The organism is Candidatus Sarmatiella mevalonica, from assembly GCF_016751895.1.
GTDB classification, from domain to species: Bacteria; Pseudomonadota; Alphaproteobacteria; order Rickettsiales; family Rickettsiaceae; genus Sarmatiella; species Sarmatiella mevalonica.
The window spans coordinates 1-6,812 of the sequence record NZ_JACVVM010000070.1 but is presented as its reverse complement, the minus strand read 5'-3'; the positions used below and the strand labels follow the sequence as shown (position 1 = coordinate 6,812).

The 6,812-nt window shown below is 39.3% G+C and carries 6 protein-coding genes and 1 pseudogene; 6 read left to right on the top strand and 1 reads right to left on the bottom strand.

Features of this window, described 5'->3' with window-relative positions:
• From Sarmat_RS05605 to rplS, 6 genes are all read left to right on the top strand, one after another.
• Positions 1-221: transposase (locus tag Sarmat_RS05605; protein WP_207187042.1), on the top strand; the 221-nt coding region annotated here is incomplete at its 5' end.
• 278 nt (positions 222-499) lie between these two features.
• Positions 500-1,579: a peptide chain release factor 1 gene (gene prfA, locus Sarmat_RS05600; protein ID WP_202149806.1), complete on the top strand. Its 1,080-nt coding sequence runs from the start codon at positions 500-502 to the stop codon at positions 1,577-1,579.
• A 56-nt stretch (positions 1,580-1,635) separates the two neighbouring features.
• On the top strand, positions 1,636-2,328 hold the full coding sequence (gene trmD, locus Sarmat_RS05595; protein WP_202149805.1) for a tRNA (guanosine(37)-N1)-methyltransferase TrmD: 693 nt from the start codon (positions 1,636-1,638) through the stop codon (positions 2,326-2,328).
• 411 nt (positions 2,329-2,739) lie between these two features.
• A complete protein-coding gene (locus Sarmat_RS05590) occupies positions 2,740-4,107 on the top strand; it encodes a M23 family metallopeptidase (RefSeq protein ID WP_202149804.1) in 1,368 nt (455 codons plus the stop codon).
• A gap of 255 nt (positions 4,108-4,362) precedes the next feature.
• On the top strand, positions 4,363-4,983 hold the full coding sequence (locus tag Sarmat_RS05585) for a 50S ribosomal protein L25/general stress protein Ctc (protein ID WP_202149803.1): 621 nt from the start codon (positions 4,363-4,365) through the stop codon (positions 4,981-4,983).
• 534 nt (positions 4,984-5,517) lie between these two features.
• Positions 5,518-5,919, top strand: a complete 402-nt coding sequence (gene rplS / locus Sarmat_RS05580) for a 50S ribosomal protein L19 (protein ID WP_202149802.1) — start codon at positions 5,518-5,520, stop codon at positions 5,917-5,919.
• A 274-nt stretch (positions 5,920-6,193) separates the two neighbouring features.
• Here rplS and Sarmat_RS05575 read toward each other — a convergent pair.
• Positions 6,194-6,644, bottom strand: a pseudogene (locus Sarmat_RS05575) (transposase family protein); the annotation flags it as partial.
• Between the last annotated feature and the right edge of the window lie 168 nt (positions 6,645-6,812).

Here is a 6,812-nt window from a genome sequence, read left to right as displayed (position 1 = left end):
ATACGCAGGGGTGTTTGCTGAGCATTGTCAAACCGGTGGACGGAACGAGGGGGTTTAAGGTTCAGCAATGGCGGTGGCTTGTGGAACGCTCGTTTGCGTGGCTGGGTAATTTCAGAAGATTATCCAAGGATTATGAGATTTCCCCTTCATCCGCTAAGGCTTTTGTTCAATTAGCTTTCACAAAAATTATGCTGAATAGGTTAGTTAAATGTTTTGCGTGACTGGTTCTAAGAATTTAGAAGCTAAGTTTTAAGAAAAGGAGTTGATTTCATTATCAATTGGAGTATAAATATTTTCCATTACGCGTCCCGCAAGGAGTTTAAAGAAACATACGCATTACTATCTGCCTATAACTCTTCGCTAAACAACTCAAGGCAATCAAAGGGAAAACTCTTTGGCAATTTGTTTTAAATCAGTGTACAATCTACCCAGAAGATTTTTATACCGAATCCTCGCCAGTTCTTATTGGCGCTAAACATCAACAAAGTATCAAATTAGTATGAGTTTTATACAGCATTTAGAAAAGATTTTAGATAGATATAATTTCTTAAGCCAAAAATTAAGCGGAGATTCATTTGATCAAGATTTTGTGAAGCTCGCTAAAGAGTATGCTGATTTGAAAGATATAGTAGAGAAAATCACAGCTTATAATAAAGCATCTCAAAATCTGATGCATGCGCAGGAGGGGTTGCTAGATAGTTCTTTAGATGATGAGATGAAGGAGTTATTTGCGGAAGAAATAAATGAACTACAATCCGCTATTCCACGACTGGAGAAAGAAATTAAACTATCTTTAATACCAAAAGACGAAGCCGATAGCAAGAACGTGATTTTGGAGGTAAGAGCGGGTACTGGGGGCGAAGAGGCGTGTTTGTTTGCATCTGATCTCTTTTTTATGTATCGACGATATGCAGAGAATCAAGGGTGGAAGTTCGAGATTTTTTCTATATCGGACACTGGTATTGGCGGGTGTAAAGAAGCAACCGCTTTAATTAAAGGGCATAATGTGTATGCCAAACTCAAATTCGAAGCTGGCGTACATAGGGTGCAAAGAGTACCGGTAACCGAAGCCAATGGCAGAATTCATACTTCAGCCGCTACCGTCGCTATTTTACCAGAAGTGGAGGATGTGGATGTAACCATTAATGAATCGGATCTCTTGATCGATACTTACAGAGCCTCTGGCGCTGGTGGTCAACACGTTAACACGACGGACTCTGCGGTGCGTATTACGCATGTTCCAACAGGCATAGTAGTTGCTATACAAGATGAACGTTCGCAACATAAGAATAAAGCTAAAGCTTTAAAAATTTTACGTTCCAAAATATATGAAATAGAGAGGGAGCGGCTTCATTCCGAACGCTCCGCTTCTAGGAAGGAGCAAGTAGGTAGCGGCGATAGATCTGAAAGAATAAGAACTTATAACTTTCCGCAGGGGCGTGTGTCGGATCATAGAATTAATTTAACGTTATATAAAATAGACGCAGTGTTGAGAAATGGGCAATTAGAAGAGTTTATTGATGCGTTGGTTGCGCAAGATGAAGCTATGAAATTAGCAAACAATTCTGAACAATATTAATTTAAATTATTTACAGGATGCATAGACACTAAAAATTTGAATTAATTAGGATAAAAATGACTTTTCGCGCCATCATCATCACGCTCTTTCCAGAAATTTTTCCCGGCCCCCTTGGTCTTTCCCTTGCAGGACAGGCGTTGCTTGAGAATAGGTGGAAATGTGAAGTAATAAACATTAGAGACTTCGCTGCAAAGCATGGTAGGGTAGATGACTACATATACGGTGGAGATGGCGGCATGGTAATTATGCCTCAAGTAGCAGCAGATGCTATAGACTACGCTTTATCTTTAGCGCCAAATGCCATGTTATATTATACTACACCTTCTGGCGCATTATTCAATCAAACATGTGCATACAATATGAGTATGCAATCTGATATCATTATCTTGTGCGGCAGATATGAAGGGGTGGATAGTAGAGTAATAGCAAGCTATCAGATGCGAGAAGTGAGTATTGGCGACTACGTCATGTCTGGTGGTGAGTTAGCCGCGTTAGTGATGTTAGATAGCGTGATTCGTTTATTGCCTGGAGTGGTGGCAAACCAGCAAAATATAGAATCGGAGTCATTTCAAGTTAATAGTTCTTTTGCAGGATTGCTCGAATCTTGCGTCTACACTAAACCGCTAGAGTGGAGAGGCATGGCGGTGCCGGAGATTTTGACTAGTGGGCATCATATGCAGATTGCTGACTATAAAATAAAAGAATCTGCGCGTAAAACCCTTAAGAATAGACCGGAGTTACTGAGATAAAGCGTGGAAGAATCCTCTATGGAGGGAGGTTAAGGTCCTACGCGGGAACCTACAGGTAGATAGCGCTTATGTCGCTATCTGTGGCTCTGCGCTCGTTGCTTAATAATTGCGAAAAGCTTATAAAGGTATAAAACCACAACAACATAAGCGCGCGTTGTTTGTCATATAATGTTTATCTTCCCCGGGATATCTAATAACCCTATCCTACCTAGAAACCCTTCTCACATATTCTTTATATTACGTTATATAGCAAAATGCAAGTTCGTGTAGAAAATTATTAAACACATAGAGGTATTTTTTTTGTTACGCGGTGATGTTTTTCTTTTTGCGCTACTTGCTTTTTTCTTTTAATTCTTTAGCCTTATTGATTAGAGAGGTTAGCGAATAAACCTTATAAAAATTGTACTACAAATGACTAACGCAATGCATAAAGTATATCGTTTTTTACATAAAAGTGGGCGGGCTATAGAAAGGGCATATAGACCTTTTATTCTTTTCGCAAATTCTGCAGTAGTTGCATCAGCGATACGCTTAGCTAATGCACCTCTAAATATTAAAACTTATCTGTGGTTTACATTGCTTGCCGCCAATGTTTTGGTGTGGCATAAACACCTAATATCCTTATATCATCCAAAGGGATATAATAAAGAGTTTGATGAGCATTGCGTTACTCTTTACGCCCCTAATAAAGCTGATTTAGCTCACTATTTGTCTCAACATGGCTTAACCAAGGCACAGATGAGCGCTATCACATCCAGATCTGAGTTTAAAGCAATCAAGGCCGGGGATCGCATAGATTTGATACGTCAAACCTCTCATAAAGGATCTGAGGTAGTGGCTCAAGTTGTTTTGCATACTGGTACATCTCGTCAAATAGATCTTCTTAAGTTTGATAAAAAGCGATCTGTTGCAGGCGCCGCACGCTCAGCCAGCGCATCTACTCAAAAGCAGAAAAATAGCGCCACGTCTAAAGTTTTTGTTAATCATAGTGTAAAGATTGGTGACAGTCTCGCCATTGCATTTAGAAAGATGGGGCTGAGTAAGGCTACTGCCGCTGATTTGTTAAACACTTACGCTTCTTGCGTGGATTTAAAAAAGATTTCGCACGATGATAGCGTTGCCGTGATATTAGAAAAAACAGTTAAAGATGGCGCAGTGATTAATGGCCAAGGTAAGGTAATATATGCCTGCTTAAATACACAAAATAAACAATACAAACTTTATTCTTTTCAAGAAAGAGGCGGGTTCTTTTTTGAAGATGGTAAATGTGCTACGTCCTTCTTGCTATCCAATCCACTCAAAACTGGGAGCTTCTCTTCTGGTTTTGGATATAGAAAAATTCATGCTAATGCTAGGAGTAGGATGCACACTGGCGTAGATTACTCCGCTCCAGCCGGCACTCCTATCCACGCTGCGGCTGATGGGGTGGTTACTGCATGCGGTTGGCATGGGGCTTACGGTAATGCAATAGAAATTAAGCATAAAAATGGTATATCTACTTTCTATGCTCATGCCAAAAGTGTTGCCAAAAACCTCAGAGTTGGTAGTAAAGTAGAAAGAGGTGGTGTGATAGCATACGTTGGGATGACAGGCAGAGCGACTGGGAATCATTTGCATTTTGAAGTGAAAGTGCGAGGTAAGCACGTTGATCCTATCAAGGCTAAGAGAATGTATACCGATGCATTACATGGTAAAGATTTTGTAAATTTTAAACGAACTAAAGAGAAAATTAATGCCTTGCAGACTAACTTAGTTGAAAACAAATACGCTAAACTCTAGGTAGACCTTTTTTAACTCACTCAATCAGAAGTAAATACAAGGAGCGTAGGGGGCGCAGAACTACTAGTGTACATAAAGTGAAGTAAAGGCTTTGCATTGGAGCGACATAGCAGTTGTCGTCAGGAATAGAGTGATGCAAGGAAGTATAATGTATCAACTTCTAAATCTATTAGCTCTATACATCTTGACTTTAGCAAATAATTGCCGCATAATTTTGCTTGTTTAGTATTATATTTTTTGTTGTGAGTAGTTTGTATGTATCCAGCAAATAATTCAAGTCCACTAGAGTTTGTTGCGCAAGAAAGGAGTAATTTGGGCACTGGGGCATCCAGGGATTATAGAAGACGTGGTTTGTTGCCAAGTGTTGCATATGGCGCGGGTAAATCTCCCATGCATTTCTTACTAGATCTTAAGGAGTTTTCCTTGGTCTGTAAAAGGCAAACATTTCCCGCATCCATGACGGTAGTTAAGTTGAATGGTAAGGAGTATAAGTTGTTACCGCAGAGCGTACAGTTCCATCCTGTTACAGACTTTGTGGAGCATGTTGACTTTGTTTTTGTTGAAGAGGATAAGCCTCAAGTCGTCAATATCCCTTTAATCTTCACTAATAGCAAATTGTCTCCAGGCGTAAAGCGCGGTGGCTTTTTTAATATAGTGCGTAGATCTCTTAAGGTTTTAGCAAACGTAGCAAATATGCCTAGTGCTATTGAGGTGGATGTGAGTGGCTTGGGTCCTAAAGAAACAATTAAGGCTAAGCAAGTAGAATTGCCAAGTGGCATTGTTTGTTGTTTGGATAAAGCTGAGCAAGTGCTAGTGTCTATCATTAGCAAAAGAGGCGGTCAGGATGATAAATCTGCAGAGAATACTTCCGCATAGCATTTCTGTTGATTTTTACTCTAGGTTATTGGTGTGATGTTATTTTTTCACATTTCTTTTAGTAAACTACTTCCAAAGCTTTCTCGTCATGAGTAAATGCAAGGGGCATACGAAGCGCAGAACTATCGAGGGTACGTAAAGTATGAGAGAGTTTTGAATCAACGGCGCCTCCACAGTTGGCGCGAATAGGTAGAGTTTTGAAAGAGGCGTGGTTTTTGGATAAGTTTAGCATTTATTTGATCGCTCGTAAGCTTCGGAAACCTGTGAGAGTTTTGTTATTGAGGTTTTAGTCTTTGCAGAGCATATCACACATTAGGATTGTGGTTTTGTAGAATTGGTTTTACAAAATTAAATGAACAGTGTATTACACAACGTTGTTAAACTTGTTGCACAACATCGTTAAACGCTAAAGTTTGTTCGTGATGGTCTGCGCGTTAGCTTTTGCGTGAGCGCTACACTTGATCGCTAGTTTTACTAGCTAGACCTATTGGTTTTGTCGTCAAATTTGTCAAATTTTATATAGATATTAATTTTATGAATGTTATACAACAGTTAGAATCAGAGTATATCCAGAGCGTGAAAGAGCAATATCCAGCTCGTTTCGGAGGAAAGGAGTGGTCTACCTCTGTGAATAGTTTTTGCATCGGAGATACAGTCGCTGTATTAACTAGCGTGAGAGTTGGATCTGTTCCTGGAGTATTTAAGACTCAGAGGTTTGAGGGGGTTGTTATAGCTCGGAGTAACAAAGGTGTTTCTGCGTCATTTTTAGTCAAAAGAACTATCTTGGGTTCTGACGTAGAACGTAAGTTTATGTTATTCTCTCCTTTACTACAATCTGTGCAGGTGATTAAAAGAGGTAAGGTGCGTAGAGCGAAGTTATACTATCTGCGCGGTAGAGTTGGTAAAAAAGGTAGGGTTAAGACTCGTATAGATTAAACTGTTTTAGAGCTCTCGATGATGTGCAGTTGGCGACAAGTAACTGCCAGCAGAAGCATTGCCAAGAGTTTTATGAACTTACATTTATGTTGTAATCTTGAATCCCGTGGTGTGCAATCTCACCTTGCGGTTAGACCTCTTTTCAAACTTATGCTATGTCAAGGGCAAGTGCATCTTCTTGCAAAACTTACTTAATCAGAAACGGATGCAAGGAGCAGGCGAAACGCCCAACTTCGAGCGTATATGGGGTTAAGTGAAGGTTTCGAAGAGTGTATTAACTTCTTCGAAACTTTCGTTTTCGTAGCTCTAAATTATAAATTCCATATTTGTAAATGGTAGAGATTAAATTGAACCCGAGACCAAACCTCTTGCATCTGTTTCTGTATTTGTCGGATACTATTTTGAATCGTTTAATCATGCCGATAACATTTTCATGGCGCTTCTCTCACTTGCACGCTCTTGGTTTTTCTGCTTATCCTCTTTTGTTAACGGGTTTTTCTTAGTCTTCTTTCTTGGCAATTCAGACTTGCTATGCAGCTTTTGTATGCCTTGATATCCAGTATCAGTAATGACCTTTATATCAGAATTTATCTTTGTTCTCGACTCTTTGAATAGCCTAAAATCATGCCGTTACCATTTGCAAAAGCAGTGCATATTACTTGTTTCATCTTCTTATTGACAACAACTTGGGTTTTTAATGTATGTCTTCTCTTTTTCTCTGAATAATTACCGCTTTTGCTTGTTATTCCGATTCTTAATCCTTTTCTTATTTCTAGCTGTTTAGTCCCAGTAAGAAATGGTTAGGATTAAGTATAAAGTATTCAGGATGAATTGTCCAGTGATTTAATATAAATTGCCAAGGAGTTTTTCCTTTGATGGCTTTAAGTCGTTTA